Consider the following 25,803-nt stretch of genomic DNA (forward strand, 5'->3'; position numbering starts at 1 on the left):
ACTGAGTGGTCAGTTAGAAAAGAGTGCCCGCCGGGGGACGGAGCACAAAACTGTTTGCCGTAGCGTTACCGGCGCCGGCTGTCTGGTTCACCTGCACGAGGCCCGTCGCATTCCTGAATGCCGCATTGTCGATGCGTACCTCACGAATGCCCCCTGCCTGGGCCATTTGCCCCGGACTGCCGTTTTGAGCAGCCGCTGCGGACAATTCGCCGTCCGAGACCGCCACTACACCAATCGCACCACTGCCGATGAGAGCACTGTTGCGCTGGACATTGCCCACGCCCGCCGACTGATTCACCATCATTGCGCCGTTCGTGTTTGCAAAAGCTCCTGCACCTATCGTCGCGCTCGCGCCTTTGAGCCGCGCCGTGACGCTCGCGAGCTGGTCGTCGCTGTTCACGTTGACCGCCACGTTGCCGTTCGTGATCGTCAACTGGTTGGCCTGCGCGTTGTCGAGACCCGCGGTTTCGTTCACCGTGAGCGCGCCCGTCGTCGAAGTCGCGGCGCCCGGGGCGATGCTGGCCGTCGCGCCGACGCTCACCTGGGCCTGCGCGGCGCCCGTGAAGGCGAGAGCGGCCGCGCACGCGAGCGCGCCCTGAAGCGCCGCGCGTAACGTGCGTAACGTGCATAGCGTGCGCGGGGTGCGCGGGGTGCGCGGGGTGCGCGGCGTCTGGATCGAACGGCTCATTTCATGCCTCCCATGGCGCCCGTGAGCGGGGCGAGCGCGCCGGTGATCGTCGAGGAAATCGTGCCGCCCAGGCCCGCGCCGACGCCGGCGCTCGCGCCCGGTCCGGCCGCCACGTTCGCGCCGGTCGCGCTGCCCGTGAGAATGCGGTTGAGCGCCTGGACGCCGGCGGTTTGCGCGCTCAAGGCGCCGTTCGCGTTCACGCCGCTCGAGCCGTGCGCGTTGGTGAGATCCGTGTCGTTGACGAGCGTCGCCATCGCCGGATCGAAGCTGTTCTTGGGGAAGGTCGTGGCGCGCACGAGCACCGGGTCCTGGCTCTTCGGCACGTTGTCGAAGGCGCTGCGCGGCGTGATGTCACGTTCGACGATGATGTCGCCGGGGTTCGTGACCTGCTGGGCGGCGGCGCCTGCCGCGACGCCCGCGGCCAGCGCGCCGCACAGGGCGGCCATGAGCCGGGCCGAACGGCGGCGTGCGCCGCGCGTCGAGTTGCGTACTGTCATGCTGGTCTCCTCCTGGCCGGAGTCGGCGCCGTGGCGCCCGTCCGGTCCTTTCGTCCTGGCTGCGCGATGCGCGCCGCTAGCCGGACACCGCGCCGCAAGCGGCGCGGGTGCTATCTCATCGTTACTTTCTCGTGTAGCTCGCGAGGTTGCCCTGCGCGTTCTGCGTGGCGTCGACGGGGATCGGCAGCGGGGTGGGCGGCGCGATTTCGTCCCAGAGCGTCACGCTGTTGTTGCCGCGCATCAGTTGCTGCGTGGCGGCCACCATCACCATTCCGACAGCGCCCCCGCGCTGGCGCGAAAGCGTCTGGTCGTCGAGCGAGCCGATGCCCGCGAACACGCCGTCGTTGCCGGCGACGACAGGGTCGGCCGGCGCCTGCGCGCTGGCGGCCGCGGCGACGGTGCCGCTCGCGTCCGTGCCGGTTGCGCTGGCGTCATCGGCCGGCGTATTCACGGCGAACGTGGCGGGAACGATGGCGGAAGCGATGGTGGAAAGGGGGGCTTCAGGTGTTGCAGGAACGACATCCGGCGCGACTTGTGCGGCGCTCACTGTGGCGCTGACAACGGCGTTGGGGGCGGCAGGCGCATCGTCCAGTGCCTGTGCGCGTGCAGCGGGCGAGAGGACGAAGAGGGCGGCGGGAACGAGCATGACGGCGAATGCGCTGCCGTAGCCGATGACACTGCGCCGGACCTGCTGGATGTTGAATCGCATGGCGTATCTCCTGATGCGAGACATTTAGCGAAACGTGTGCCATCGCCCGCAATCCATTGATACGCTTCGAACCGCACTATTTTCTGCACAGTTTGAATGGCGGATATTCGCCAAAATGTTTCAGCGCTGAAACGTGAGCCCGTTTAAACCGGTTTGGAATGCCATACGGTTTCAAACGAGAACGTTTGCGCGTGACACGCTTAAGTATTCAGAGAATGAAAACATCCGTAATTATTTCTGCACTGACAAAATAAGCGGAAAAATAGTGGAAACATTTCCATCAGTCCCTTATCCATTCCTATTGCATAAATTCTATCCAAGTGCCACGAGGCTATAGTAAGCTTCAGAAAAAGCCGTAACGCCTAAAAGAAAAAGCCTGCAACCGGGCAAGTTGACACACACGCCACAACTCGGGGATTCACTGTCAGCAAAGCAGCGCGTTCACTGTTTTTCAGGTACGCGGAAGTGGCTTTTTGCTGCGTGTCTGTACATTCAGGTGCGTGCCGTCATTCCCAAACGATGGTGTTGGCAAGAGGATCTGAATAATGGAACCTGCAACGCGGCAATTGGTGTACGTGACGCGAAAACCGGTCGAAGCGTTGAACGAGCGGTTCCACGAGCGTGGCTGGCAGGTGGAGATCGTCGGCAATGCCCGGGACGCGCGGCGAGCGCTTCGCGCGGGTATGCCGGCTGGGGGCCTGCTCGATCTGTCGAGTGAATTTCATCTGCATGAGATCGGCTCGTTCGAGCCTTGCCTCACGCTGCCCAATGTCGGCTGGGTCGCCGCCACCACGACCGGCCAACTGCAGGATGCAACGCTGCGCCGTCTGGTGCGCGATTACTGTTTCGATTACGTAACGGTGCCCTGGAACGGCGACCGCATCGTCGATTCCGTCGGCCACGCGTACGGCATGGTTTCGCTCGGCGAAGTCGCCTCGAACGACACCACGGGCGGCACCGAAGGCGAGATGGTCGGTTCCTGCGAGGCGATGCTTGCGCTGTTCCGCTCGATCCGCAAGGTCGCGCTGACCGACGCGCCGGTGTTCATTTCGGGCGAGTCGGGTACGGGCAAGGAACTCACGGCTGTCGCGATCCACGAGCGCTCGTCGCGCCGCAGCGCCCCGTTCGTGCCGATCAACTGCGGCGCCATTCCTCCGCATCTGTTGCAGTCCGAACTGTTCGGCTATGAGCGCGGCGCGTTCACGGGCGCGAGCCAGCGCAAGATCGGACGCGTGGAATCGGCCAACGGCGGCACGCTCTTTCTCGACGAAATCGGCGACCTGCCGATGGAAAGCCAGGCGAGCCTGCTGCGCTTTCTGCAGGAAGGCAAGATCGAGCGTCTGGGCGGCCATCAGTCGATTCCCGTCGACGTGCGCATCATCTCGGCCACGCACGTCGATATGCGCGCGGCGATGGTGGAGGGGCGCTTCCGTCAGGACTTGTATCACCGGCTGTGCGTGCTGCAGATCGACGAGCCGCCGCTGCGCGCACGCGGCAAGGACATCGAGTTGCTCGCGCGCCACATGCTAGAGCGTTTCAAAAAGGACGGCAGCCGCCGCTTGCGCGGCTTCTCGCCGGACGCCATTGCGGCCCTGCATAACTACAGTTGGCCCGGCAACGTGCGCGAGCTGATCAACCGCGTGCGGCGCGCCATCGTGATGTCGGAGGGCCGTGCGATCACGGCGCGCGATCTCGAACTCGGCGATTACGTCGAGGTGGTGCCGGTCTCGCTCGCCCAGGCGCGCGAAGCCGCCGAGCGCCAGGCGATCGAACTCGCGCTGCTGCGCCATCGCGGCCGTCTTGGCGATGCCGCGCAGGAACTCGGCATCTCGCGCGTGACGCTGTACCGGCTGCTGTGCGCGCATGGCATGCGCCACATGGAAAGCGAGCCGCTCGCGCCGCATCCGGGCGGTCTCGCGTCGGGCGGTTGAGGCTTGCGGCGGCGGGCCTCGCCTGAACGGGATCGGGGTTGCGCCGCGAGCATTCGCGCGGGCTCGTCGTAGCCCGCCCTGCGGGCGTTTCGCCCTCGTCCCCGTTTCCTCATGGGCTCGCGCTTTCTGCGCGGCCGGCTGCGGACGCGCGCGCCGGGTAAAATCCTTCTTTTCCATCCTGAATCCGAACCGGGCGCTCCGTGCCCGACGAGGGAACCGCGCATGAAACAGTATCTCGAGCTCGTCCGCTCGATTCTCGACACCGGCACCTGGCAGGAGAACCGCACCGGCATTCGCACGATCAGCCAGCCGGGCGCCATGCTGCGCTTCGACCTGCAGGAGGGCTTCCCCGCCGTGACGACGAAGAAGCTCGCGTTCAAGTCGGCGGTGGGCGAGCTGATCGGATTCCTGCGCGCCTCGCGCAGCGCAGCCGACTTCCGGGCGCTTGGCTGCAAGGTGTGGGACGCCAACGCGAACGAGAACGCCCAGTGGCTCGCCAATCCGTACCGCCAGGGCACGGACGACCTGGGCGACGTGTACGGCGTGCAATGGCGTCGCTGGCCGGCCTACAAGGTGCTCGACGCACACGCGGGCGCGCAGCTCGCCGACGCGCAGTCGCGCGGCTACGCGCGCGTGGCGGAATTTACCGAAGATGGTCGCGCCAGGGTGCTGCTCTACAAGGCGGTCGACCAGTTGCGCCAGTGCCTCGACACGATCATGAGCAACCCGACCGACCGGCGGATTTTGTTTCACGGCTGGAATCCGGCGGTGCTTGAAGAGATCGCGCTGCCGGCGTGCCATCTGCTGTACCAGTTCCTGCCGAACCCGACGAAGCGCGAAATCTCGCTGTGCCTGTATATCCGCAGCAACGATGTGGGTCTCGGCACGCCGTTCAATCTGACAGAAGGCGCGGTGCTGCTGCACCTGGTTGGCCGGCTGACGGGTTATACGCCGCGCTGGTTCACGTACTTCATCGGCGACGCGCACATCTACGAGAACCAGCTCGACATGCTGGGCGAGCAATTGCGCCGGGAGCCGTATGCGAGCCCGCGTCTGGCCATCTCGGAGCGCGTGCCCGAGTATGCGAAGACTGGCGTCTACGAGCCGGAGTGGCTCGAAAAGGTCGAGCCGTCCGACTTCTCGCTCGTGGACTACCGCCATCACGAACCGCTCACCGCGCCGATGGCGGTGTGAGGCGCCTGCATTCGCGTTAGCGGCGCTTGCCGCGCGATGAAAAAAAGCCTGCGAACGTCGACGTTCGCAGGCTTTGTCGTTAATGGAGCGGCGATCAGCCGTGGTGGTGATCGTCGTGGTTGTTGCCGCTTGCGCGCTCTTGCGGATGAGGCGCCGGTTGCGGCTGCGGACGCGGTTGGGGCTGCGGGCGGGCCTCCGCGTGCTGCTGCGGCTGAGGTTGCGGATGGAACTCCGGGTGCGGCTGCGGTTGGGGTTGCGAATGGACTTCGGCGTGCTGCGGCTGAGGTTGCGGATGGAATTCCGGACGCGGCTGCGCCTGCGCGTGAATCTCCGCACGCGGTTGCGGCTGGGCTTGCGTCTGCGGATGAAACTCCGGCCGCGCCTCGGGTTGCCGCGCCTCTGCTTGCGGCGGCATCTGCGGACCGTGTTGCGCCGCTGCCGGCTCGGGCATGCGTGGCTGCGGTTGCGCCTGGGGCTGGCCGCGCGCCGGGTCGCGCTGCTCCTGCATCGCCACGGCAGGCGGTCTGCCTGCCTCGTTGCCGCCCGGCTGGCCACGCGTAGCCATCGGCGCGTGCGGCTGCGTCCATGCCGGTTGGTGCGCTTCGCCGCGCGCCGCGTTCGCCGCATTCATCGCGCCGGGACCCGGCTGGCCGGCCGCGGGGGCGCCGCCTTCCGGACGACCGGCAAACTGGGGCGGGCGCGGCACGCCATGTTCCTGCGCGACGTTGGCCGGCACGCCCGGCTGGCCATGTTCGGGGCCGTGCTGCATACCGCTGGCGGCCGCGGCGCCGGGCTGGGGCGCGCCGCCAGGCACGCCCGGACGGCTGGCTTGCGCCTGCGGGCCACCCGGCCTGCCGCCCGCGCCCAGCACCGGCGAATGCGGCGGCACGACGCGCACGTTCTGCGCGGGCCACGCGCCATGCGCAGCCGGAGAAAACAGCGAGGAGGGCGCATGCGCGGGCGCCGAAACGCGCACCACCGGCGCGCCCGCGCCCGGCACCGTGCCGCCCGCATGGGCGAAGCGCTGCGCGAGGTTGTCGTGGAACGCGGGCGGCGCGACGGGCGCGCGCGTGGCGACGATCTGGCGCTGGTTGAGCGTCGCGGGCGGCCGGTAGTCGGCGCGGCGCATGCTGGGCCCGAAGCTGCCCTTCACCGGCGCGATGCCAGGCGTGCCCGGATCGATGCGCGCGTTGCGCCACTGCTGCGGATCGACATGCTGCGCGAAACGCGACACCGGCTGACCGTGCACGAACGCCGTGGCCGGCACGGCCGTGACGGCGCCCGGCGCGCGATAGTTCACATAGGTGTTGCGAACGTTGATATTCGTGACGTTGACGTCGCGCCGGTAATTGTTGACGACGACAGTCTGGTTCACGCGCTCGTAGTAGTGCGGGCTCCAGCCGCCCCAGTGCGGATGCCACGGCTCGCCCGGCCCGAGCGCGAACCACGCGACGCCCGCGGCCGCGATGCCGCCCACGGCGAGGTTGACGCCCCAGTCCGCGCCCCCGCCTCCGCTGCCGTCGCCGACGAACGCCACGAGCGCGGGCGCATAAACGGGCGGCGCGCTTTCGACCATCTGCCCGGGCACCCAGGCCCACGAATTGTCGACGTACGCCCAGCGGCCGTAGTGGTACGGCGCGAAGCCCCAAGGGGCGTCGTCGACCCATGTCCAGCCCCACGGCGCCTGCCACACCCAGTGGCCGTCGTGATACGGCGCCCAGCCCGCGGGCACGGAGTTCGGCGTCCAGACTTCGCCGTACTGCGGATCGCTGCGCCACGTGCCGTTGTTGTCGAGGTCCTGGTAGCCGGGGATGTCGCGCGAGACGTAGCGCGCCGAGACCGAGCGGTCTTCGGCGGCGTCGCGTGCGAGCGCCCACTGGTCGAAGGCGTCGGGCGGCGGCGCCGGCTCGCTTGCCGCCTGCTGAAGGTCGGTGCCGGCGAAGCGGATCTGCTGGCCGGCCGTCATCGGCGTCTGACCGTTTTCGCCGTATACGGTCACGCTGCCGCTGCGCACGGTGACGGTCGTGGTGCTGCCGTCGGGCGCCACGTCCACGCGATAGTCGCCGGGGCTCGTTACGCCGAGGGCGAGGTTCGGCGTGTCGATTTCATACGAGGTGCCGGGCGGGACTTCGCGCACACGCGTGGAGAGCGTGCCCTGCGCCACCTTGAGCTGCGCCGTCTGGTCGTCGAGATTGAGGACGTCGAGGCTTGTCTGCGCGCCGAGGCGCACCGCCGTCGAGCCGATGTGTAATTCCGAGCGGCCGTTGGCGTCGTTCCAGAGCTGATCGCCGGTCGTGAGCGGACGGTTGAGCTGCGCGTACGACCAGTCGCTCGCGCCGGCCGGCTCGGTGGTCACGGCGCCGGCCGTGTAGTCGAGGCGAGCGACGCGGCTCGGCGGATCGCCGCCTGTGGCCGCAGGCGCCGTCGCGGCAGCGGGCGGCGCTTCCTGCGCGAAGATCGCGGGAGCCGCGGCGAGGTTCAGCGCCGCGAGCGCGGCCAGCGCGAACAGCGTGCGGCGCGGCGTGCGGCGAAAACCGGTGATCGTAGGTGTGCGCGTTGTCATCCTTGTTCTCCTGTCGACGGGATCGGGTGCTCGCGCGCTGAAGTGCGGAGCGCCGTCCCATGCAGGGCACTGTATCCGGCAGGCTTGTTTCCATGCGCACGGATTTGTTAAGGCTTATGCACCAGATGTAACAGAACGTGTGGGCGCGGGTGCGGCGCGCGCTTTTACGCGCCGACCAGCGTCTCGAACTCGTGCTGTCCCTTTGGCGTGATGCGCAGCACGCGCGGGCGGCTCGTGCGTTCGATCCAGCCGCTGTGCGTCCACGAATCGAGCAGCGCCGCGCCAAGGGCGCCGCCCAGGTGCGGCCTGCGCTCGCTCCAGTCCAGACAGGTGCAGGCGAAGCGCCGCCGCCGCGCGCGCAGCGCCGCGACGTCCACGCCCCAGGCCGCGAGGCGCGCGGCGCCCTCGGGCGTGGCTTCGAGCGCATCGCCGTCGCGCACCAGCAGGCCGCCTTGCACGAGACGCTCGAACACCTGCACGGCCACTTCCCCGGCCATGTGGTCGTAACAGGTGCGCGCGTGGCGCATCTCCAGCGGCACCGTCCGCGCTGGGCGGGGCGCCGGGCGCTGCGCGGTGACGGCATTGGACACCTGCGCGACGTTCATGAGCGCCTCGATCGCCGCCGCGATTTCAGGCGTGGCGATACGGTAGTAGCGGTGACGCCCGCGCACGTCGAGCGCGAGCAGGCCCCCGTCGGTCAGGCGCGCGAGATGGCCGCTCGCCGCCGAAGGCGAGAGGCCCGCGATCATCGTCAGTTCGCCCGCGGGCCGCGCGCTGCCGTCCATGAGCGCCCAGAGCATGGCGGCGCGGCCGGGATCGGCGAGCAGCGCGGCGACGCGCGCGAGACCGGGAAAGTGGGTCGATTCGTCGTTGGCGGGGAGATTCATGGCGGCTCCTTCATGGCTTGCGAAGGCGGCGGCGCCGCCCACATCGTCACTTTAGCGAACTGGCAGATTCGACGTTTCAGTCTACGATGAAATATGGATTGCAGACGACCCATGCGCGTTCGATGCGGTTAGCGCGGCGCGCTAGAATCGCTCATTCACGCCAATGGTTTGCCCCTCATGAAACGCTTTCTGGCCCTTTTTGCCGCCGCTGCGATCGCATGCCTGTGCGCCGCCTGTGCAGGCGGCTCCACGCCGTCATCGAACAGCGCTAGCGGCATCACGATGTACGGCACCCTCGACGAGGGCGTCGTAGTTCGCAAGTGAGCAGCCGCAAGAGTCTGGCAGAATTTGACGCAACTTTGACCTGACTGCCAGCGTCGCGCGTGCGATGATGCGGCGATATCGTCAGCATCGAGTTCGCCGTCATGCCGCCTCAACCGTCGTCCCATGCCGCCGCACGCCATGTCGTGTTCGCCGTCGCGCCCGATCTCGTGCTGCTCGACGCCTGCGGTCCCGTCGAGGCATTCTGGCGCGCCGAGCTGGCGATGCGCGCCCTACGCTCCATGCCGGGCGCCGAGCCTTGCGCCTACCGCACCACGCTTGCCTCTGTCGCCGGCGGCGTGCTGCCCACCTTCGCGGGTATGCCCATCGTCACCGGGCGGCTCGACTCGCTCGACCCCGCCACCATCGACACGCTGATCGTCCCCGGCGTCCCCATCGACGACACCACCGCGCTGCAACCCGAACTCGTCGCGTGGATCGAGGCGGCTGCGCCGCACGCCCGCCGTGTGGCGTCGGTCTGCACAGGCGCGTTCTATCTCGCCGCGGCGGGCCTGCTCGACGGCCGCCGCGCCGCCACGCACTGGCGCAACGCGGCCCAGCTTGCGCGGCGCTTCCCTCGCGTCGAAGTCGATCCCGAGCCGATCTTCATCCGCGACGAGCGCGACGGCCGCGTGGTCTGGACCTCGGCTGGCGTGACGGCGGGCATCGACCTCGCGCTCGCGCTGATCGAGGAGGACTGCGGTCATGCGGTCGCGATGCAGGCCGCGCGCCGTCTCGTCGTGTTCATGAAGCGGCCCGGCGGCCAGGCGCAGTTCAGCGAGGCGCTCGCGGCGCAGGCCACGGCGGGCGGCGAGTTCGACGCGCTGCACGGCTGGATGGCCGCCAATCTGCACGGCGAGTTGAGCGTCGAGCGCCTGGCCGAGGAAGCGCGCATGAGCCCGCGCACCTTTGCGCGCCGTTATGTCGATGCGGTCGGGCGCACGCCGGCGCGCACGGTCGCGGCGATGCGCGTGGAGGCCGCCGCGCACGCGCTCGCGCAGTCGCGCCGGCCGCTCAAGCGCATTGCGGCCGACTGCGGCTTCGGCACCGAACAGAATCTGCGGCGCGCGTTCGAGCGCTGCTACGGCGTGCTGCCGCTCGATTACCGGGCGCGATTCGCGGCGAGCTGACGCAAGCGCAGATGGCGTTCGAGAGCGGCGGCGGCTGTCCGCCTTATTGCGCTCGTATAATCGACGCCTCTCAATCCCACAATACGAGCCGCCGTAAGCGGCTTTTCGCCATGAGCCAAGCCGAAAAGAAGATGCCTACCCAGCCGCTGGACCGTTCGGAAACGACGTTCCGGTTCCTCGCCGAGCCGACTTCGGTGAACTTCGGCGGCAAAGTGCACGGCGGTGCGCTGATGAAATGGATCGACGAGACGGCGTATGCGTGCGCCGCGGTCTGGTCCGGCCGCTATTGCGTGACGGTGAGCGTGGGCAACATCCGCTTTCGCCGGCCGATTCTCGTCGGCAACATGGTCGAGCTGCGCGCGCGCGTGGTCGCCACCGGACGCACCTCGATGCACATTCACATCACCGTGCATGCCGGCGACCCGAAGAGCGGGCAGTTGCGCCTCACCACGGACTGCCTGATCGTGTTCGTGGCCGTCGACGAAAACGGCAACCCGATTCCCGTGCCGACCTACGTGCCGGAAACGGACGAACAGAAGCGCCTCGCGAAGTACGCGCTCGACGTGAAGGAAGCGCTCGACGCGATCGTCGAACTCAAGCCCGAGGAAGTGGCGAAAGGGCAGATTTGACACGCACGCGCGACGATATCGCGGCAGCATGAAAAAGGGCGGCGAAGGTGTAAACCTCGCCGCCCTTTTGCGTTTTAGCCCTTCAAACAAGGCCTATTTCTTCTCGCTCGTGTTGCCCACCATCTCGCCGGGCTTCACCCATTCGTCGAATTGCTGCTCCGTCACGTGGCCGAGCGCGAGCGCGGCGGCCTTGAGCGTGGTGCCTTCCTTGTGCGCCTTCTTGGCAATCTGCGCGGCCTTGTCGTAGCCGATGTGCGGATTGAGCGCTGTCACGAGCATGAGCGATTCATTGAGCAGCGTGTCGATACGCGAGCCGTTCGGCTCGATCCCCACGGCGCAATGATCGTTGAAGCTGAGCGCGCCGTCGGCGAGCATGCGGATGGATTGCAGCACGTTGTGCGCGATCATCGGGCGGAACACGTTCAGCTCGAAGTTGCCGCTCGCGCCGCCCATGTTCACGGCCACGTCGTTGCCGAACACCTGGCAGCAGAGCATGGTCACCGCTTCGGACTGCGTAGGATTCACCTTGCCCGGCATGATCGAGCTGCCCGGCTCGTTCTCGGGAATCGACAGTTCACCCAGACCGCAGCGCGGGCCGCTTGCCAGCCAGCGAATGTCATTGGCGATCTTCATGAGGCTCGCGGCCACGGTCTTGAGCGCGCCGTGCGCGAATACGAGGGCGTCGGCGGCGGCCATCACTTCGAACTTGTTGGGCGCGGTGACGAATGGCACGCCCGTGAGTTTCGCAATGCTCTGCGCCACCTTGTGCGCGAATTGCGGATGCGCGTTCAGGCCCGTGCCCACGGCCGTGCCGCCCTGCGCGAGTTCGTAGAGATGCGGCAACGACGATTCCACGTGCTTGATGCCGTGATCGAGCTGCGCGACATAGCCCGAGAACTCCTGGCCGAGCGTGAGCGGCGTGGCGTCCTGCAGGTGCGTGCGGCCGATCTTCACGATGCCGGCGAAGGCTTTTGCCTTGGCGTCGAGCGTATCGCGCAGCGTCTTCAGCGCCGGCAGCAGATGCTTGACGATTCCCACGGCGGCGGCCACGTGCATGGCCGTGGGGAACACGTCGTTCGAGGACTGGCCGCGATTGACGTCGTCGTTCGGATGCACCTTGCGCGCCTCGCCGCGCTCGCCGCCCAGAATCTCGCTCGCGCGGTTCGCAATCACCTCGTTGAGATTCATGTTGGTCTGCGTGCCGGAGCCCGTTTGCCACACGGCAAGCGGAAACTCGCCGGCATGCTTGCCCGCGATGATCTCGTCGGCGGCCTGCATGATGGCGTGCGCTTTGGTCTCGTCGAGCACGCCCAGCGAGAGATTCACTTCGGCCGCCGCGCGCTTGATCGTCGCGAGCGCGGTGATCAGTTCCGGCGACTGCTTTTCGGTCGAGATGCGAAAGTTTTGCAGCGATCGCTGCGTTTGCGCGCCCCAAAGCTGCTGGGCGGGCACGGCGATCTCGCCGAACGTGTCGCGCTCCATGCGGACGTTTTCGTTACTTGCGGTCATTGGATACTCCGGTGAATGCACAGCCGCGCTTCGTAGCCGGTTCAAAGCTGGCTATCGACCGGCAACAGCAAGAATAGCCCGGTTAGGACATTTCTGTAGAAACCCGCACCGGGATCGAGGTTGTAGGTGCGGATCATGCCGTCCTCCTCGCCGGTCCAGACGAGCGGCGAGTTGACCGCCGTGCCGCGAAGTTGCGCCAGTTGCGCGGGCGTCGCGAGTGTCACGCGGTAGCTCACCCGCGGCGAGGTCGCGCGCTCGAACAGATCGGCGACCTGGTGCGCGATCTGCGGACTCTCCACGGTGAGCGCAAGCTCGGTGTTTAGCCGCGCCGAGCGGGGATCGAGATTGAGCGAGCCGATCACGAGCGTGCTCTCGTCGATCACGTAGGCCTTGGCGTGCAGGCTCGCGCGCGAGCGCGAACCGACCACCCCGAAATTCCGCTGAGCCGTGTGTTCGGGCTGCAACGGCTTGAACTCGTAGAGTTCGGCGCCGGCTTCGAGCAGCGGCTGGCGGTAGGGGCTGTAGCCGGCCTGCACCGCGACGGCGTCGGTGGCGGCGAGCGAGTTGGTAAGGATCGCCACGCGTACGCCGCGCGAGGTGAGTGCGCGTATGGTCTGCACGCCGGTGTCGTGCGGCACGAAGTACGGCGAGAACACCAGCACGCTGCTTTGCGCCTGCCGAATGCGATCGAGCAGCGCGCGCATGGCGTCGCCCAGCTCGCCTTGCTCGCTGCCCGCGATCTTGCCGGGCGAGTCGGCCACGAACGCCCATTTCGCCCAGACGAGCCCAAGCGTGTTGTCCGCGATCTGCTGCGCGAGCGGCGTGGCGTTGAGCGGCTTGGCGTCGTAGGAGTCGGCGCTTTCGCGCCAATGGTTGCGCAGGTCGTCGCGCGCGGCGTCCAGGTCGTGCGCGTCGAACTTCTGCCGATTGAGCACGCTCAAGGGGTACGAAATCGAACTGTTCCAGTACTCGTCGAAGCTTGCCGAGACGCTTTGCGCGACCGGGCCGGCCGTGAGCACGTCGAGGTCGCGGAAGTCGAGCGTCGGGCTGGCGTTGAAGTATTCGTCGCCGAGGTTGCGGCCGCCGACGATCGCGAGTTCGTTATCGACGATCGTCGCCTTGTTGTGCATGCGCCGCGTGAACTGGTCGACGTTCGTGAAGAAGTTGCGCGTGCGCAGGTACATCGAATCGCTCGTACTGCCGTACGGATTGAACACGCGGATCTGGATGTTCGGATGGCTGTTGAGCGCGGCCATCAGGCGATCGATGTCGTGAAAATTCAGGTCGTCGACGAGCATGCGCACGCGCACGCCGCGATCGGCCGCGTAGAGCGCCGAGCCGAGCAGCAGCTTGCCGGTGGCGTCCTCGTTGGCGATGTAGTACTGCATGTCGAGCGTTTTCGTCGCCGCGCGCGCGAGCGCGATACGCATTTGCAGCGAGTCCGGGCCGGTGGCGAGCAGGCGGAAGCCCGATTCGCCGGAATGCGCGGCAACGGGAGCGGCGAGCGCGGCGCCGAGCGGTGTGGCGCTCGCCTGCGAGGCGGGGAGCGCCGCGCTCGTCTCGCGCGGGTAGTCGTTGGCGGGCGGCCGCGTGGCACAGCCCGCGAGCAGCGCGAGGCACACGAGCGCGAGTGGAGCGAAGAGGGCGAAGGGCGCGCGCGGCGAGGCGTGGGGCCTGGTCGTGCGTCGCGTAAAGGCGGTGGGTCGGGCGGGATGCGCGGGCAAGCGGGTTCTCCAGTGCGGCACGCCGCGTGCCGGTTCGTTTTCAATGCACGGCTTGACGAAGATTCTACGGGAAGCAGGCCGGCCGCCCTGTGGGGCGAGCCTGCTGCCCTTGCAATTTTCGGGCCGCATGCCGTTGACGTTTCAGCGCGGCCGGAAACTTCCGTGGCGCTCTCGGGGCGACACTGCGCGCATCTTGAACGACGGGAGAGCGCCATGGGAGCAGGAAACCGCGCGGATATCGGTGCCGAATCCGCGGGCGCGTTGGCGCTGTGGGTGGCGTGTGACGCCTGCCGCACGATTCGCCTCGCGCAAGGCGGCGTGGTGGCGGCGCTCGAAGGCCGCGTGTGGATGACGGTCGAAGGCGACGCCGGGGATTACTGGCTCGAACCGGGCGAAGCAATACCGCTCGCGCCCGGCGAGCGCGCGCGCATCGGCGGCTGGCGCGAGGCGGTGCGCTTCGAAGTGCGCAGCGAGGTCGAGCCTGCGGCGCAGCCGCACGAATGGTGCTTCGGGCGGCTGCGGACGTGGCTGTCGGCGAGATTGCGTGTGAGGTTTCCCGCGAGATTGCCTGCGAGATTGCCTGCGAGGGCGGCGCAGGCGCGAAACCGCGCAGTGCCGGAGCGGGTGGCATAAGCGCGGGAACCACGGCGGCGGCCCCGCGCGCCGCCGCCGCGTTGTTCAGTCGCGTTGTTCAGCCGCGTTCGGGCGTCGCGTTCGGGGCACGTTGCGCATCGTGCGTGCTGCCGCGCGCGGGCTTTCCGGCCCAGTAGCCCGCGAGCACCGAGCCCGAGAGGTTGTGCCACACCGAGAAGAGCGCGCCCGGAAGGGCGGCAAGCGGCGAGAAGTACAGCTTGCCGAGCGTGGCGGCGAGCCCCGAGTTCTGCATGCCCACTTCGATGGCGAGCGTGCGGCACACCGATTCGTCGAAGCCGAGCAGGCGGCCGCCCCAGTAGCCGCCGAGCAGGCCGATGCCGTTGTGCAGCACCACGCCGAGCGCGACGAGCGGACCGACCGTGGCGATGCTCGCGTGCGTGCCGCCCACCACGGCGGCGATGATCGCGAGGATCGACACCATGGAGACGAGCGGCAGCACCGGCTCGACGCGGCGCACGAGGCCGCCCGCGAGCCGGTTGACGACGAGGCCGATGGCGATCGGCAGGCCGACGATCTGCAGGATGCTCATGAGCATGCCGCGCACGTCCACGACGATCGACGCATCGACATAAAGGCGCGTGAGCAGCGGCGTCGCGAATACGCCGACGAGCGTCGAGAGCGCGCTGATCGTCACCGAAAGCGCGACGTCGCCGCGCGCGAGATAGATCATCACATTGGATGCCGTGCCGCTCGCCACGCTGCCCACAAGCACCATGCCGGCCGTGAGATCGGGCGGCATATGCAGCACCTTGGCGATGGCCCACGCGGCGAGCGGCATGACGAGGTAGTGCAGGAAGATGCCGGCCGCGACCGGCGCGGGGCGCGTGAAGACGCGCTGGAAGTCGGCGAACGAGAGCGTCACGCCCATCGCCAGCATGATGATCATCAGGAGCGTCGTGACGTGCGGCGCGATCGGCGCGACAAGGCCCGGATCGAAGTAGGCCAGCAAAGAAACGAGGACGGCCCAGAGCGGGAAAAGTCGGGTAATCGGGGCAAGCATGAAAGGGTGGTCCGTGAGTGGGTTCGTTATAAGTCGCGGCGCGGCGAGCGGCGCCGGGGTGGCCGGCTGCGCTCGCGGGGCGCGCTGTCTCCAAAGTGTTCTTGCCCTCGTGGGACGGACGCCGCTCGCGGCGCCAGGCGCGTATTTTAACCGCTCGCGCCGGCACGGGCCGGCCCCGGGTCGGCCCCGGGTCGTCCCGTTAAGCGAACGCTTTAACTCACGCGGCTCGTCGTGCTCGCTGCGACGGCCTGCGCGCGCAGGCTCATCCGGTGAAAGCGCCACGTCATGAGCACGGCGACGGTGGTGAGCCCCGCCGCGAGGCCGCACCAGAGGCCGAGCGCGCCAAGGCCGAAATGGAACGCTAGCGTGTAGCCCAGCGGAAAACCGATGCCCCAGTAGCCGAGCGTGGCGGCGAGCATCGGCACGCGCGTGTCTTTCAGGCCGCGCAGACAGCCCGAACCCACGGTCTGCGCGCCGTCGACGATCTGGAAGATTGCCGCGACGCCGAGCAGCGTGGCCGCGAGCGAAACCGTCGGCGCGTTGGCCGGGTCGTCGAGATGCAGATAGAGCCCGACGATCCAGTGCGGCGCGAGCACCATGACGAGCGCCGACAGCGTCATGAAGCCGACGCCGAGCCCGAGCGCGACGAAGCCCGCGTGGCGCGCCGCGCGCGGGACGCCCGCGCCCGACCAGTAGCCCACGCGCACGTTCGCCGCCTGCCCGATCGCGAGCGGCACCATGAAGGTAACGGAGGCGACGTTCAGCGCGATCTGGTGCGCCGCAAGCGGCGTTGCGCCGAGCAGGCCCGCGAGCAGGCCGGTGGCGAGAAAGAGCGTCGCTTCCACCGCATAGGTGATCGCCACCGGCCAGCCGATCGTGAAGAGTTCGCCCATGAGCGGCGCCGTGGGCCGGCGCGCGACGACGAAATGCTGGTGCGAAGGCCGCAGATGCAGCAGCGCCATCAGCACGAACGCGGTGAGCCAAACGGTGATCGTGGTGGCCACCGCCGAGCCGAGAAAGCCCAGACGCGGCAGGCTCCATGCCCCATGGATCAGCCCGTAATTGAGAAAGCCGTTGATGAACACGCACGCAATCGACACCCACAGGAGGCGCCGCGCCGCGCCGATGGCGGGCAGGAACGAGCGCATCAGCCCCACGCCGATGAGGCTCGCGGGCGCGCCCCAGCGCAGCACCGCCGTGTATTCGCCGATGTGATGCGCGAGCAGCGTCGGCTCGCCGAGCGCGCGCAGGATCGGCTCCGCGAAGGAGAGCAGCGCGAACGCCGGCACCGAGAGCAGCAGGGACAGCGCGAAACCGGTCCAGTAGATGTGGGGCACGTGGCTTTCGTTATCGGCGCCGCGCGCCTGCGCGACGCTCACGCTCACCGAAGTCAGCACGCCTTGCAGCACGGTCACCACCACGAAGAACATGTTCGCGCCAAGGCCGCCCGCTGCGAGGGCGTCGGCGCCGAGCGAGCCTAGCAGCACGGTATCGGTCACGCTCATCGCCATCTGCGAGAGCTGGGCGATTGCGAGCGGGCCGGCGAGGCGTGCGGTGTCGGCGGCGTGGCCGCGCAGCGTGGGCGGCGCGGCGTAGGCGCGGCGGGAAAGGGTGGTTCGAGTCATGAAAAACAAGCGGCGCGAGAAAGCGCGCCGCGCGGCAGGGATCGTCTGTCGAAACTGAAAGCTTATTGCGAGACAGCGACCTTGTCGATCCGCACGCTCAAATATGGTGCATAGCGGGCGCCTGTTAGCCTTCTTGCTGGCCTTCCTCCGGGCGAGTTCACTCGTGCGCCTTGATGGCGATACGCGTATCGCCGAGCAGCACGGCCTGACCCGCGCGAATCTTGCACGTCTTGCGCAACTCCACTTCGCCGTCCACCTTCACCGCGCCCGAAGCGACGATCTGCTTGGCCGAGCCGCCGCTGTCGGCGAGTCCAGTGATTTTTAGGAGATTGTGCAGTTCGACGTAGTCGCCGGTCAGCGTGAAATCGAGGTTGGGCATGGCGGATGGAAATTCGGAAGGCGTGCGGGGCGCGCGCGAAGGGTGAGCATCATAAGCGATGGCGGCCCGGCGCGGCGTCTGTCACATCTCGGGGTCAGATGTTATGAATTCGTCAGCAAATGAAACGGTGAGTAACGTTGCGGGACGGCACGGCGATCTTCATACCAGAATGGTCTCACCCGGATCGACAGCGCCGCTCGCGTTTCCTGACGCGGCCGTCGAGCGGGGGCGCGGCTCCAGCGGGCTTTGCCCGCTGCAAAAGCGCCTTCGGAACCACTGCAAGGAGGATAACGCCATGACCCAGATTCGCAAGCTGCTCACCGCTACCGCCGCTTTTGCCACCGTGACCACTGCTGCCGTATTCGCGCAGGGCGCTTATGCGCAAAACGCGGCGCAAAACGCGGCGCCGGGCGCGGCACAGGCCGGCGGCGAAGCCCCGACGATGACGCCCCCGGGCGCGCCGGCCCCGGCGGCGGCTGGAATTGCGCAACCCACGCCTGCGCCGCAAAACCTGACCGCGCCGCAGTCGCCTGACCCGCTGGTGCAAAAGCGCAACGCCAACGCCGAGGCGAATGCCGAATACCGCAGCGCGAAGAAGTCGGCAAACGCCGAGTACAGCGACGCGAAGAAGCAGGCGAAGTCGCAGTACAAGGCTCAGGTCAAGGACGCCAAGATCAACCACAAGGCCGACCGTCAGGCCAATGATTCGGAAATGAAGGACCAGATGAACGGCATGTCGGCTCAGCAGCAGGGCGGCCAGTCGCAGTAACAATCGCTGTAACCAACGGTAGGCGCTGCCTTCGACAGCGCTTTCTCGCGGCGGCCTCCGGCAACGGAGGCCGCCGCTTCGTTTGGGCGAGATGCAGCGAGGCCGGGTGGCGTTAAATCCCGCCAGATCGCCATGGAATCAGGCGCTTGCGGACGCAGGGTGTATGGATATACAGTGTGCGTCGCTCCTTCCCGATTCGCCACGTTCATCGTCCCAGCGCCCGCCGTGTCCACTGTCTCCGTTGCCGATTCCTCCGTCTCCGACGCCAGCCAGGCGCACGCCGAAGCGGCGAGTGCCGTATCCGCGTGGCTCGCGAAGCTCAACGACGCGCAGCGCGAGGCCGTCGAGCACGGCGGCGAGGCGGGCTATGCGCCGGGCTCGGCGCTGCCGGGCCCGTTGCTCGTGATCGCGGGCGCCGGCTCGGGCAAGACGAATACGCTCGCTCACCGCGTCGCGCATCTGATCGCGGGGGGCGCCGATCCGCACCGCATCTTGCTGCTCACGTTCTCGCGGCGCGCCGCGCAGGAAATGACCCGGCGCGTGGCGCGCATCGCCGCCGGTGCGCCGGGCGCGGCCGCCGTGCTCGCGCAGGGGCTCACGTGGGCGGGCACTTTTCACGGCGTGGGCGCGCGGTTGTTGCGCGAGTACGCCGACCACATCGGCCTTTCGCCTGCGTTCACGATCAACGACCGCGAGGATTCCGCCGATCTCATGAACCTCGTGCGCCACGAACTGGGCTTCTCGGCGAAAGAAAAGCGTTTCCCCTCGAAATCGACCTGCCTTGCGATCTACTCGCGCGCGGTCAACACGGGCGATTCGCTCGCCAACGTGCTCAACCGCTCGTTTTCGTGGTGCCTCGAATGGGAGCCGCAGTTGCGCGCGCTGTTCGCGGCCTACGTGGACGCCAAGCAGAAGCAGAATGTCCTCGACTACGACGACCTGCTGCTCTACTGGGCGCACATGGCCGCCGAGCCGGCCATCGCCGCCGATCTCGCGGGCCGCTTCGACCACATCCTCGTCGACGAATACCAGGACACCAACCGCCTGCAGGCCTCGATCCTGCTCGCACTCAAGCCCGACGGCCGCGGCCTGACCGTGGTCGGCGACGATGCGCAGGCGATCTACTCGTTTCGCGGCGCGACCGTGCGCAACATTCTCGACTTCCCGGCGCAGTTCGACCCGCCCGCGCGTCAGGTGACGCTGGAGCGCAACTACCGTTCGACGGCGCCGATCCTCGCGGCCTCGAACGCCGTGATCGACGCCGCCGCCGAGCGTTTCACCAAGAACCTGTGGACCGATCGCCCCTCGCAGCAGCGCCCGCGCCTCGTCACCGTGGCCGACGAGGCGACCCAGGCGCGCTACGTCGTCGAGCAGATTCTCGAAGCGCGCGAGGCGGGCATGAAACTCAAGCAGCAGGCCGTGCTGTTTCGCGCGGCGCACCACAGCGCGACGCTCGAAATCGAACTGGCGCGGCGCAATATCCCGTTCGTGAAGTTCGGCGGCCTGCGTTTTCTCGACGCCGCGCACGTGAAGGACGTGCTGGCGGTGCTGCGCTGGGCCGAGAATCCGCTCGACCGCGTGGCGGGGTTTCGCGTGACGCAGTTGCTGCCGGGCGTCGGGCCCGCCAACGCCGCGCGTCTGCTCGACCAGGTGGCCGCGTGCACGGGCGCGTATCGCGCCGCCGAGGCGCTGGCGGCCTTTGCGCCGCCGCCGCGCGCGGCCGGGGACTGGCCCGCGTTCGCGGCGCTCATCGACAGCCTCGCCATGCGCGCGACGCCGTGGCCCGCCGAATTCGAGCGCGTGCGGCGCTGGTACGAACCGCATCTGGAGCGCAACCACGAAGACGCGCCGGTGCGGCTCGCGGACCTGCTGCAAATGGAAAGCATCGCGAGCACCTACGCCTCGCGCGAGCGCTTTCTCACCGAACTCACGCTCGATCCGCCCGACGCCACGAGCGCCGAATCCGCCGATCCGCTGCTCGACGAAGACTACCTGATCCTCTCGACGATCCATTCGGCGAAAGGGCAGGAGTGGCGCAACGTGTTCGTGCTCAATGGCGTGGACGGCTGCATTCCGTCCGATCTGGGTGCGGGCAGCGACGACGAACTGGAGGAGGAGCGGCGGCTGCTCTACGTGGCGATGACGCGCGCAAAAGAGGATCTGCACATCGTCGTGCCGCAGCGTTTTTACGTGCACAACCAGGCGGCGTCGGGCGACCGGCACGTATGGGCTTCGCGCACGCGCTTCATCGCCGCGCCCATGTTGCCGCTGTTCGAATCGCGCGCGTGGCCGCCTGCGCCCGTGGCGGGCGCGCCGAGCGCGGCGGGACTCGCCGCCGCCGCGCAGGCGAAGGTCGAGATCGCCGCGAAGCTCAGGAAGATGTGGGACTGAAGAGGCCCGGCGAGGCGCTCAACGCCGCTGCTCGCGCGCCGTAGCGCGCTGCGGCGGCATGAAGAAGTTGCGCAGCCACGCGGCGAGGCGCGTGAAGACGTCGTCGGGCTCCTCGACGAAAATCTCGGGCTTGAGCAGCCGCAGATACTCCATGATCTGTTGCGCTTCCTGCTTCTGGAACACGCCGTGCGTGACGCCCAGCCTCAGAAGCCCGCGCAGTTCGCCGAGGCGCTCGCGCGCCAGGCTGCCGCTGGCCTGCTCGCAGCCGATCTTCGCTTCGTACACGCGTTGACGCAGCGATTCGGTGAGCCGCCACGCGGGCGTCTGCATCGACTCTTCCAGCGCCTGGATGTCCTGCACGCCCGATTTGATCTGGGCCGCGAGCGGATCGACCAGCGTGTCGTCGCCCTGGGCCTCGCTCACGATAGCCGCCGCCCAATCGCGGCACTGCTTCGAGAGTTCGTCTGGCGTCCATTCGGGCCGCGACGCGAAGCCGAAACCGAATTCGCCCGCCTGCCGCATGAGGATCGAGACGACCTCGGGGAACTCCTTGTCGAGCGTGCGCTTGGCCCACGCGTACTGGCCGCCTTGCAGGAGCCGCTGCACGGCGTGTTCCGTGAGCGGCGTCATGTTGTCGAGCAGCTTCGCGCGCAGGTAATCCTCGAATTCCGGCGTGGCGAACTGCGGGTCGAGTTTGAGCGAGACGCGCAGGAACGCGTCGAAATCCTTGCGCAGCGACGCAAGCGTTTCATCCTTCAGCTTGAGGGTGATATGCCCCATTGTGGTTGCCCCGGTGTAATCCTTAGCGCTTCTCGCGTGCTCTCGCCGTTCGAGCAGTGGCCTGCCAGAGCAGGCCTTGACGGGTTTAACGGCGGCCCGGGGCGAAACTTGAGCGCAAGGGGCGAGGGGCTGCCCTAGCGCAGGACCACGCCTTGCCAGAGGAAGAACACGCCGAGCCCGACCGCGATGGTGAGCAGCGGCCGCTTCGTGAGCGCGCTGACGACGACTGCCGCGAGCGCGCCGACGAGTTGCGGATTGTGCCAGGTCAGTTCGGCGCCCTGGCCGTGGGGCGAGACCGCCATCGGCACGATGATGGCCGTGAGCACGGTGACAGGCACGAAGCCGAGCGCGGTGCGCACGAGCGGCGGGAACACGAGCCGCTCGCCGAGCACGAACACCGCGGTGCGGATGACCAGGGTGATGAGGGCCATGCCGAGAATCAGGATGACGTAGCTCATTGCCCGGCTCCTGCGGTGCGTTGGACGTTGGGGGACTTGTGCGGGGACTCGCTGCCGGCGCGGGCGCCGCGCGACGAACCCGGACGCGAGAGAACGACACCCACGACCACGCCCGCGAGCACGGCGCCGAGCAACCCGAGCTTGTACGGCCAGCCCTGCCAGAAAAAGGCGAGCGCGCCCGCAGTCGCGGCGGCGGCGAGGTAACGCACGGCGACTAACTGCGGCACGACGATGGCGATGAAGGTCGCGACCATCGCGAAGTCGAGGCCGAGCGACTGGAGGCCGGGGAACGCCGCGCCGAACAGCAGGCCGGCGGCGGTCCAGAGCTGCCAGTTCAGGTACATCGAGACGCCCGAACCGAGGAAATGCCACGGCGAGACATCGTCGCCGGGCGGATGACGGCGGAAGTGCGCCCACGCGACGGCGAAGACCTCATCGGTGAGCAGGCCGCCGAGCACGAGACGCCAGCGCAGCGGCAAATGCGAGACATAAGGCGCGAGCGTCGCACTGTAGAGCACGTGCCGCAGGTTCACGATAAACGTGGTAGCCCAGATCACCGCGAAGCTCGCGTGCGAGGCGATCAGCCCGAGCGCGATGAACTGCGCAGAGCCCGCGAATACGGCGAGCGACATGAACTGGCCGTGCCAGAGCGAAAGCGGCCCCGACGTGACGAGCGTGCCGAAGATCACGCCGAAGGGCGCGGCGCCGATCATCATGGGGATCGTGTCGCGCGCGCCTGCCATGAATTCGGCGGTGCGGTGAGGGTGCGGCGTGGGATGCGTGGTCAAACTGTCCTCCTGATACATGGGGACAGCATAGCGGGCGGCGATGCGCGTGGCTTGTACGTTCTTGCGGCGTGGGGCGGTCGGCGCGCTCAGGACGATTGCCAGCGCCCCGGCGGCACGCCGAACATGCGCCGGAAGTGCCGCGTGAAATGGCTCTGGTCGGTGAAGCCGCTCGCCACGGCGACGTCGGCGACCGTGGCGCCTTCGCGCAGCGGGCCGAGGGCGCGTTGCAGGCGCAACTGCGTGCGCCAGGCGTGCGGCGGCAGGCCGGTCGCCTGCGTGAATAGCCGCGTGGCGTGAAACGGCGAAAGGCCGACCGCCTGGGCAAGATCGGCCACGCGCAGCGGCGCGGCGAGATCGGCGGCGAGGAGGGCCTTCATCGTTTCCACGCGCGGGTCGTTCGGACCGTGCCTGAACGCCGCCTCGCGCGTGCGGCCGTAGCGCGTGAGCAGCGTCGATAGCGCGTCGAGCAGCGCGCCTTCCACGGCGAGCAGATCGGAACATGACGCGGTAGACGGCGCGCCGGGAAGTGGGGGAATGGGGGCCACGCCAGCCGGGCCGGCGCCGGGTTCCGGCCCGGCCGTGGCGCGCCGCCAGTCGGCGTCGGCCTCCAGCAGACGGTGAGCGCGCGAGAGCCGATGCGCGAGATCCAGATCGTGGATCACCTGGACGTCGAACCACGGCAGCGGCTGCGCGCGTCCGGCGATTTCGCCGGCCAGTTCGTGCAGGAAGTCGATCGGCACGTACATCACCCGATAGCTCCAGCCTTCTTCGACGGCGCGCGAGCCCGTGTGCAATTCGCCCGGATTGATGACCGGAACGCTGCCCGTTTCGGCGACATGCTGCGCGCCGCGATAGCGAAAGCATTCCGCGCCACCCTCGATCACCGGGATCGTGTACGCATCGTGCCAGTGGGGCGCGAACGCGTGCTCGTGATATTCGGCCGTGACGAGATCCGCGCCGGGCAGAAGCGGCGTGCGCCAGTAGCGGGCGGAATCTCGAAAGCGGGAGTCGGTCATGGTGAAGGATCCTGCGCGGATCCCCAGTTTAGCGCAGCGGAATCGTCGTGCCCGCCGGCACCGGCACGGCCGTGACGCTATTCTTGGCGCTGCCGCTCACCACGCGGTCGCTGTAGGTCAGGTAGACGAGCGCGTTGCGCTTCGCATCGACCACGCGCACGACGTGCAGCGTCTTGAAGAGGAGCGACATGCGCTCGTTGAAGACATCGGCCTGCTGTTTGAGCGGCCCGGCGAACGAGATCGGCCCGACCTGCCGGCACGCGATGGACGCCTCGGTCGGATCTTCCGCAATTCCGAGCGTGCCCTTCACGCCGCCCGTGCGGGCGCGGGAGACGTAGCAGGTGACGCCTTGCACCTGCGGATCGTCGTAGGCCTCGACGACGACCTTGTCCGAGCCGGTTACGCGGAAATTGGTGTTCACGCTGCCGATCTGCTCGGCGTGGGCGGCGGCTAAAGCAGCGAGGCTCGCGCAGGCGAGAAGCGGGCGCGCGAGGATCAGGGCAAGGCGGGCGGATTTCATGCGGATTCCCGAAGATGACGAAGCGACATTATCGGGGAGGGCGGGGTGGTGCGGGCGGTGATGCGGAGCAACCGCCAGAAATGCCGAGGCAAATCCATCGCGTCATGAAGAATGCGCAGCACGTCGATACATTGCGCGTGGGTCGCGCTGACGCGGAACAGGACGAAATGGCGCCCCTTGCGGCGGTTGCGGGCGACGTGAAGCGATCTCAAGCCCGGAAGAATGTCATCGCGCACACGTGTACCGGGCACGGTCGGGCCGGCCATCAGTTCCTGCAGCGCATGAGAAAGTGTCTTTGCGTACGCAGTTGCCTGGCGCTGTCCGAACTGCCCGGCGCTCCAGCGCACGATATTGCGGAAATCGGTTTCGGCAGAGTCCGTGAGGCGGATCGTCCAGGCCGCCTGGCGGCCGCTCATCGTACGGGTTTTGCTGGCCTGCCGGACGCGAGTGCGCTACCGGTGAGGCTATCGAGATGGTCGCCGAGGGCTTGCGCAGACGTGAAACTCTGCAGGCGACCCGCATCGACATCGGAGAGACCGTTGCGCGCGGCGTCGCGCAACGCTTCGAGCCGGGCCTGCGTTTCGGCCTCTTCCCACTCGATCAGGCGCAGGCCAGCGCGCAGCACTTCGCTTGCATTCTGAAACCGGCCCGAACTAACGAGCGAATCGATCAGATGAGCCTGATGTTCGGAAATTACGATATTGCGGGTTGGCATGGCGACAGCTTGGGAGGAGGCGCAGTGATTGGCAGATTATGCCATAGCGAGCCCTGGCTGCTTTTGACGGAAAAGAACACGCGCCCCAAAAGAAAAAGGGGTTGCGTGCAAACACGCAACCCCTCGATATTTGGCTCCCCGACCTGGGCTCGAACCAGGGACCTACGGATTAACAGTCCGGCGCTCTACCGACTGAGCTATCGGGGAACAGCAGTACAGCTACAACGCTTTACGTCATAAAAAAGCCCGCTCTGATTAACGGGCTTTTGCGAATCTTGGCTCCCCGACCTGGGCTCGAACCAGGGACCTACGGATTAACAGTCCGGCGCTCTACCGACTGAGCTATCGGGGATCAACAAAAGCAGAGAACGAGATTCTATGGGGTACGGAAAAGCCTGTCAATACCCTGTCGCTATCTCTTTAAAGGCAATCCGCGATGACCGGGCGACGACCGCGCAATTAACGTGCGAGAAGCGCGAGCTTGTCCTTCACGTCCTTGAACTCGTCGGCTTCCGGCAGCGGGGCCTTGGTCTTGGTGATGCTCGGCCAGCCCTTCGCGAGATCGGCGTTCAGTTCGATGAACGATTGCTGGTCGCCAGGCACGTCTTCCTCGGCGTAGATGGCGTTCACCGGGCATTCGGCAACGCACACGGCGCAGTCGATGCACTCGTCCGGGTCGATCGCGAGGAAGTTGGGACCTTCGCGAAAGCAGTCCACCGGGCACACATCGACGCAGTCGGTATAGCGGCACTTGATGCAGCTTTCGGTCACAACGTGAGTCATTCAGGCAGCTCCTGCAAGCTTTTTGTATCGGGGGATGGCGGTTCGCCAAAAGCGGTATTGTAACTGATGAGGAATTACCCCAACCATGGGCCCGCAACCGTGCTTATATCGTTTCGTGATTAGTTTATAAGACCGGGCGTTCC

26 protein-coding genes and 2 tRNA genes are annotated in these 25,803 nt (G+C 67.5%); 8 read left to right on the top strand and 20 right to left on the bottom strand.

All coding sequences use genetic code 11. The features are described from left to right. Positions 1-13: 13 nt before the first annotated feature. From U5768_RS28475 to U5768_RS28485, 3 genes are all read right to left on the bottom strand, one after another. Positions 14-688 (bottom strand): hypothetical protein, encoded by a 675-nt coding sequence (locus U5768_RS28475; protein ID WP_322033662.1) that lies wholly within the window; start codon positions 686-688, stop codon positions 14-16. After that, positions 685-1,185, bottom strand: coding sequence for a hypothetical protein (locus U5768_RS28480; protein WP_322033663.1), 501 nt, complete (start codon positions 1,183-1,185; stop codon positions 685-687). The genes U5768_RS28475 and U5768_RS28480 overlap by 4 nt, the downstream gene beginning before the upstream one ends. Before the next feature lie 121 nt (positions 1,186-1,306). Continuing rightward, positions 1,307-1,894 (bottom strand): hypothetical protein, encoded by a 588-nt coding sequence (locus U5768_RS28485; protein WP_322033664.1) that lies wholly within the window; start codon positions 1,892-1,894, stop codon positions 1,307-1,309. 545 nt (positions 1,895-2,439) lie between these two features. Between U5768_RS28485 and U5768_RS28490 the strand changes: the two genes are divergently transcribed. After that, the gene (locus tag U5768_RS28490) at positions 2,440-3,825 is read left to right on the top strand and encodes a sigma-54 dependent transcriptional regulator (RefSeq protein ID WP_322033665.1); all 1,386 of its coding nucleotides are present in this window, start codon (positions 2,440-2,442) and stop codon (positions 3,823-3,825) included. A 222-nt stretch (positions 3,826-4,047) separates the two neighbouring features. Beyond that, a complete protein-coding gene (locus U5768_RS28495) occupies positions 4,048-5,019 on the top strand; it encodes a thymidylate synthase (RefSeq protein ID WP_322033666.1) in 972 nt (323 codons plus the stop codon). Positions 5,020-5,113: 94 nt separating this feature from the next. Here the strand turns inward: U5768_RS28495 and U5768_RS28500 are convergent, their stop codons facing one another. Together U5768_RS28500 and U5768_RS28505 are read right to left on the bottom strand one after the other, a co-directional pair. After that, positions 5,114-7,582 (bottom strand): DUF6600 domain-containing protein, encoded by a 2,469-nt coding sequence (locus U5768_RS28500; protein ID WP_322033667.1) that lies wholly within the window; start codon positions 7,580-7,582, stop codon positions 5,114-5,116. 164 nt (positions 7,583-7,746) lie between these two features. Further along, on the bottom strand, positions 7,747-8,469 hold the full coding sequence (locus U5768_RS28505; RefSeq protein WP_322033668.1) for a helix-turn-helix transcriptional regulator: 723 nt from the start codon (positions 8,467-8,469) through the stop codon (positions 7,747-7,749). 177 nt (positions 8,470-8,646) lie between these two features. Between U5768_RS28505 and U5768_RS28510 the strand changes: the two genes are divergently transcribed. From U5768_RS28510 to U5768_RS28520, 3 genes are all read left to right on the top strand, one after another. Continuing rightward, on the top strand, positions 8,647-8,793 hold the full coding sequence (locus U5768_RS28510) for a hypothetical protein (protein ID WP_322033669.1): 147 nt from the start codon (positions 8,647-8,649) through the stop codon (positions 8,791-8,793). A 101-nt stretch (positions 8,794-8,894) separates the two neighbouring features. Next, the gene (locus U5768_RS28515) at positions 8,895-9,920 is read left to right on the top strand and encodes a GlxA family transcriptional regulator (RefSeq protein ID WP_322033670.1); all 1,026 of its coding nucleotides are present in this window, start codon (positions 8,895-8,897) and stop codon (positions 9,918-9,920) included. A 110-nt stretch (positions 9,921-10,030) separates the two neighbouring features. Then, a complete protein-coding gene (locus U5768_RS28520) occupies positions 10,031-10,549 on the top strand; it encodes an acyl-CoA thioesterase (RefSeq protein ID WP_415913987.1) in 519 nt (172 codons plus the stop codon). A gap of 93 nt (positions 10,550-10,642) precedes the next feature. Here U5768_RS28520 and fumC read toward each other — a convergent pair whose 3' ends face one another. Together fumC and U5768_RS28530 are read right to left on the bottom strand one after the other, a co-directional pair. After that, positions 10,643-12,031: a class II fumarate hydratase gene (gene fumC, locus U5768_RS28525; RefSeq protein ID WP_322033745.1), complete on the bottom strand. Its 1,389-nt coding sequence runs from the start codon at positions 12,029-12,031 to the stop codon at positions 10,643-10,645. Positions 12,032-12,099: 68 nt separating this feature from the next. Beyond that, positions 12,100-13,782, bottom strand: coding sequence for a phospholipase D family protein (locus U5768_RS28530; protein ID WP_415913988.1), 1,683 nt, complete (start codon positions 13,780-13,782; stop codon positions 12,100-12,102). A 213-nt stretch (positions 13,783-13,995) separates the two neighbouring features. On the opposite strand from U5768_RS28530, the gene U5768_RS28535 reads away from it, so the two are divergent. Continuing rightward, positions 13,996-14,415, top strand: a complete 420-nt coding sequence (locus U5768_RS28535; protein WP_322033671.1) for a DUF2917 domain-containing protein — start codon at positions 13,996-13,998, stop codon at positions 14,413-14,415. Positions 14,416-14,473: 58 nt separating this feature from the next. Here the strand turns inward: U5768_RS28535 and panS are convergent, their stop codons facing one another. From panS to U5768_RS28550, 3 genes are all read right to left on the bottom strand, one after another. Further along, positions 14,474-15,436: a ketopantoate/pantoate/pantothenate transporter PanS gene (gene panS, locus U5768_RS28540; protein ID WP_322033672.1), complete on the bottom strand. Its 963-nt coding sequence runs from the start codon at positions 15,434-15,436 to the stop codon at positions 14,474-14,476. Between the two features lie 212 nt (positions 15,437-15,648). After that, positions 15,649-17,061 carry an MATE family efflux transporter gene (locus U5768_RS28545; RefSeq protein WP_322033673.1) on the bottom strand — a complete coding sequence of 471 codons (1,413 nt, stop codon included), beginning with the start codon at positions 17,059-17,061 and terminating at the stop codon, positions 15,649-15,651. Between the two features lie 157 nt (positions 17,062-17,218). Next, a complete protein-coding gene (locus tag U5768_RS28550; RefSeq protein WP_158758289.1) occupies positions 17,219-17,440 on the bottom strand; it encodes an RNA-binding S4 domain-containing protein in 222 nt (73 codons plus the stop codon). 295 nt (positions 17,441-17,735) lie between these two features. Here U5768_RS28550 and U5768_RS28555 point away from each other — a divergent pair, with 295 nt between their 5' ends. Both U5768_RS28555 and U5768_RS28560 read left to right on the top strand, forming a co-directional pair. Beyond that, entirely contained in the window at positions 17,736-18,209 is a 474-nt protein-coding gene (locus U5768_RS28555) for a hypothetical protein (protein ID WP_322033674.1), read from the top strand. Positions 18,210-18,341: 132 nt separating this feature from the next. Beyond that, positions 18,342-20,600, top strand: coding sequence for an ATP-dependent helicase (locus U5768_RS28560; RefSeq protein ID WP_322033675.1), 2,259 nt, complete (start codon positions 18,342-18,344; stop codon positions 20,598-20,600). An 18-nt stretch (positions 20,601-20,618) separates the two neighbouring features. On the opposite strand, the gene U5768_RS28565 is transcribed toward U5768_RS28560, so the two are convergent. The 10 genes from U5768_RS28565 to fdxA all read right to left on the bottom strand — a co-directional run bounded on the left by U5768_RS28565 (position 20,619) and on the right by fdxA (position 25,660). Then, entirely contained in the window at positions 20,619-21,380 is a 762-nt protein-coding gene (locus U5768_RS28565) for a DUF4088 family protein (protein ID WP_322033676.1), read from the bottom strand. Positions 21,381-21,514: 134 nt separating this feature from the next. Beyond that, positions 21,515-21,838, bottom strand: coding sequence for an AzlD domain-containing protein (locus U5768_RS28570; RefSeq protein WP_322033677.1), 324 nt, complete (start codon positions 21,836-21,838; stop codon positions 21,515-21,517). Then, positions 21,835-22,644, bottom strand: a complete 810-nt coding sequence (locus U5768_RS28575) for an AzlC family ABC transporter permease (RefSeq protein ID WP_415913989.1) — start codon at positions 22,642-22,644, stop codon at positions 21,835-21,837. Before U5768_RS28575 ends, U5768_RS28570 begins: the two co-directional genes overlap by 4 nt. 68 nt (positions 22,645-22,712) lie before the next feature. Further along, positions 22,713-23,642: an AraC family transcriptional regulator gene (locus tag U5768_RS28580; RefSeq protein WP_322033678.1), complete on the bottom strand. Its 930-nt coding sequence runs from the start codon at positions 23,640-23,642 to the stop codon at positions 22,713-22,715. Positions 23,643-23,670: 28 nt separating this feature from the next. Next, on the bottom strand, positions 23,671-24,162 hold the full coding sequence (locus U5768_RS28585) for a CreA family protein (protein WP_322033679.1): 492 nt from the start codon (positions 24,160-24,162) through the stop codon (positions 23,671-23,673). After that, positions 24,159-24,578, bottom strand: a complete 420-nt coding sequence (locus U5768_RS28590) for a type II toxin-antitoxin system RelE/ParE family toxin (protein ID WP_322033680.1) — start codon at positions 24,576-24,578, stop codon at positions 24,159-24,161. The genes U5768_RS28585 and U5768_RS28590 overlap by 4 nt, the downstream gene beginning before the upstream one ends. Further along, a complete protein-coding gene (locus tag U5768_RS28595; protein ID WP_322033681.1) occupies positions 24,575-24,877 on the bottom strand; it encodes a type II toxin-antitoxin system ParD family antitoxin in 303 nt (100 codons plus the stop codon). Before U5768_RS28595 ends, U5768_RS28590 begins: the two co-directional genes overlap by 4 nt. Positions 24,878-25,008: 131 nt before the next feature. Continuing rightward, positions 25,009-25,084, bottom strand: a tRNA-Asn gene (locus tag U5768_RS28600). A gap of 69 nt (positions 25,085-25,153) precedes the next feature. Continuing rightward, positions 25,154-25,229: transfer RNA gene (locus U5768_RS28605), tRNA-Asn, on the bottom strand. Positions 25,230-25,336: 107 nt separating this feature from the next. Further along, positions 25,337-25,660: a ferredoxin FdxA gene (gene fdxA, locus U5768_RS28610; protein WP_028206706.1), complete on the bottom strand. Its 324-nt coding sequence runs from the start codon at positions 25,658-25,660 to the stop codon at positions 25,337-25,339. Positions 25,661-25,803 lie beyond the last annotated feature (143 nt).

The organism is Paraburkholderia sp. J76 (genome assembly GCF_905220295.1).
In the GTDB taxonomy this organism is placed as follows: domain Bacteria; phylum Pseudomonadota; class Gammaproteobacteria; order Burkholderiales; family Burkholderiaceae; genus Paraburkholderia.

Bases quoted from the DNA above. Each gene is read 5' to 3' on its own strand.
- U5768_RS28475 (WP_322033662.1), bottom strand. From the start codon at position 688: ATGAGCCGTTCGATCCAGACGCCGCGCACCCCGCGCACCCCGCGCACC.
- U5768_RS28480 (WP_322033663.1), bottom strand. From the start codon at position 1,185: ATGACAGTACGCAACTCGACGCGCGGCGCACGCCGCCGTTCGGCCCGG.
- U5768_RS28485 (WP_322033664.1), bottom strand. From the start codon at position 1,894: ATGCGATTCAACATCCAGCAGGTCCGGCGCAGTGTCATCGGCTACGGC.
- U5768_RS28490 (WP_322033665.1), top strand. From the start codon at position 2,440: ATGGAACCTGCAACGCGGCAATTGGTGTACGTGACGCGAAAACCGGTC.
- U5768_RS28495 (WP_322033666.1), top strand. From the start codon at position 4,048: ATGAAACAGTATCTCGAGCTCGTCCGCTCGATTCTCGACACCGGCACC.
- U5768_RS28500 (WP_322033667.1), bottom strand. From the start codon at position 7,582: ATGACAACGCGCACACCTACGATCACCGGTTTTCGCCGCACGCCGCGC.
- U5768_RS28505 (WP_322033668.1), bottom strand. From the start codon at position 8,469: ATGAATCTCCCCGCCAACGACGAATCGACCCACTTTCCCGGTCTCGCG.
- U5768_RS28510 (WP_322033669.1), top strand. From the start codon at position 8,647: ATGAAACGCTTTCTGGCCCTTTTTGCCGCCGCTGCGATCGCATGCCTG.
- U5768_RS28515 (WP_322033670.1), top strand. From the start codon at position 8,895: ATGCCGCCTCAACCGTCGTCCCATGCCGCCGCACGCCATGTCGTGTTC.
- U5768_RS28520 (WP_415913987.1), top strand. From the start codon at position 10,031: ATGAGCCAAGCCGAAAAGAAGATGCCTACCCAGCCGCTGGACCGTTCG.
- fumC (WP_322033745.1), bottom strand. From the start codon at position 12,031: ATGGAGCGCGACACGTTCGGCGAGATCGCCGTGCCCGCCCAGCAGCTT.
- U5768_RS28535 (WP_322033671.1), top strand. From the start codon at position 13,996: ATGGGAGCAGGAAACCGCGCGGATATCGGTGCCGAATCCGCGGGCGCG.
- panS (WP_322033672.1), bottom strand. From the start codon at position 15,436: ATGCTTGCCCCGATTACCCGACTTTTCCCGCTCTGGGCCGTCCTCGTT.
- U5768_RS28545 (WP_322033673.1), bottom strand. From the start codon at position 17,061: ATGACTCGAACCACCCTTTCCCGCCGCGCCTACGCCGCGCCGCCCACG.
- U5768_RS28550 (WP_158758289.1), bottom strand. From the start codon at position 17,440: ATGCCCAACCTCGATTTCACGCTGACCGGCGACTACGTCGAACTGCAC.
- U5768_RS28555 (WP_322033674.1), top strand. From the start codon at position 17,736: ATGACCCAGATTCGCAAGCTGCTCACCGCTACCGCCGCTTTTGCCACC.
- U5768_RS28560 (WP_322033675.1), top strand. From the start codon at position 18,342: ATGGAATCAGGCGCTTGCGGACGCAGGGTGTATGGATATACAGTGTGC.
- U5768_RS28565 (WP_322033676.1), bottom strand. From the start codon at position 21,380: ATGGGGCATATCACCCTCAAGCTGAAGGATGAAACGCTTGCGTCGCTG.
- U5768_RS28570 (WP_322033677.1), bottom strand. From the start codon at position 21,838: ATGAGCTACGTCATCCTGATTCTCGGCATGGCCCTCATCACCCTGGTC.
- U5768_RS28575 (WP_415913989.1), bottom strand. From the start codon at position 22,644: ATGTATCAGGAGGACAGTTTGACCACGCATCCCACGCCGCACCCTCAC.
- U5768_RS28580 (WP_322033678.1), bottom strand. From the start codon at position 23,642: ATGACCGACTCCCGCTTTCGAGATTCCGCCCGCTACTGGCGCACGCCG.
- U5768_RS28585 (WP_322033679.1), bottom strand. From the start codon at position 24,162: ATGAAATCCGCCCGCCTTGCCCTGATCCTCGCGCGCCCGCTTCTCGCC.
- U5768_RS28590 (WP_322033680.1), bottom strand. From the start codon at position 24,578: ATGAGCGGCCGCCAGGCGGCCTGGACGATCCGCCTCACGGACTCTGCC.
- U5768_RS28595 (WP_322033681.1), bottom strand. From the start codon at position 24,877: ATGCCAACCCGCAATATCGTAATTTCCGAACATCAGGCTCATCTGATC.
- fdxA (WP_028206706.1), bottom strand. From the start codon at position 25,660: ATGACTCACGTTGTGACCGAAAGCTGCATCAAGTGCCGCTATACCGAC.